Source organism: Alcanivorax profundi (assembly GCF_003597125.1).
Classification (GTDB): domain Bacteria; phylum Pseudomonadota; class Gammaproteobacteria; order Pseudomonadales; family Alcanivoracaceae; genus Alcanivorax; species Alcanivorax profundi.
The window spans coordinates 1-984 of the sequence record NZ_QYYA01000033.1 but is presented as its reverse complement, the minus strand read 5'-3'; the positions used below and the strand labels follow the sequence as shown (position 1 = coordinate 984).

Genomic DNA, 984 nt, shown 5'->3' with positions numbered 1-984 from the left:
ACTCATACACTCCGGCGTGTCCACTCATACACTCCGGCGTGTCCACTTTTACCCTCCGGCGTGTCCACTTTTACCCTCCGGCGTGTCCACTTTTGGCCTACAGTGTCAGTGTCCAGTGTCAGGGGAAGGAACAGACACTGACACTGACACTGGACACTGACGGGACACGAAGGGGGTTCTGGTGGCGCGGTAGCGCCCAGAAGCCTGAGGCCGGAGCTTCTGGCTAATGCCTGATTGCTGAGAGTGGATCAGTGCGAGGGGTCACCGGCACCTGCCGCCTCAAGGCGCGGGTTCCTCTTCGATCTCATCAGGTGGGACCTCTTTGAAGAACGCTTGCTGCTCTGGCTCTGGCAGAGCAGTGACCTTGCCCCGCACATCGTCCCACCAGAGCGCAACCCACTCCAGGGCAGGGCGCAGGTGTTTCCAGAGTGGCTTGAGGCGCTCAGCTGAGGGAGAGCCCTCCCCGACTTTCCACTTTCCCTGATCGTTCTGATACAGCCCCCCCGTAATCACCGCTGCGGCCGCCTGAGCGGCCACTGAGGCGGCTTCATTGATCGCGGCTACCCCACCCGTCTCCAGGTCCTTCATGCGGCTCTCAGCCGCCTCTGCGCGGCTCTCCGCGCCTTTTTGCGCCTCTAGGGCCTGGTCCCGCGCCGCTTCAGCAGCACCCTTCGCTGCCTCGACCCTCTCCAGAGCTATGATCTGAGCCTCCAGCCCTTCGACCTTCCCCTCGGCTTCTGACGCCCGACGTTCGTAGATCTCGGCGTTTTTCAGAGCCTTTTCTGCACGATCCTCGTCTTGCTCGGCCTTCGCTCTGGCCTTTTCGGCCCGAACCTCGTTTTTCAGGATTTTTTCTTTGAGCTCGGCGAGCTCCTGGCGCTTCGCCTCGATCTCCAGGGGCAGGTCGGTGTGAAGCTCTGCTACGGACCGGTTCACGAGCTCATGAGGAGCCGCTCCGGCCTCTGCGCGAGCCTTCCGCGCCCT

1 protein-coding gene is annotated in these 984 nt (G+C 62.3%); it reads right to left on the bottom strand.

The annotated features are described in order from the left end of the window. Positions 1-279 precede the first annotated feature (279 nt). Positions 280-984, bottom strand: a 705-nt coding sequence (locus D4A39_RS16725) for a hypothetical protein (RefSeq protein WP_233552516.1), incomplete at its 5' end; no start/stop codon positions are given.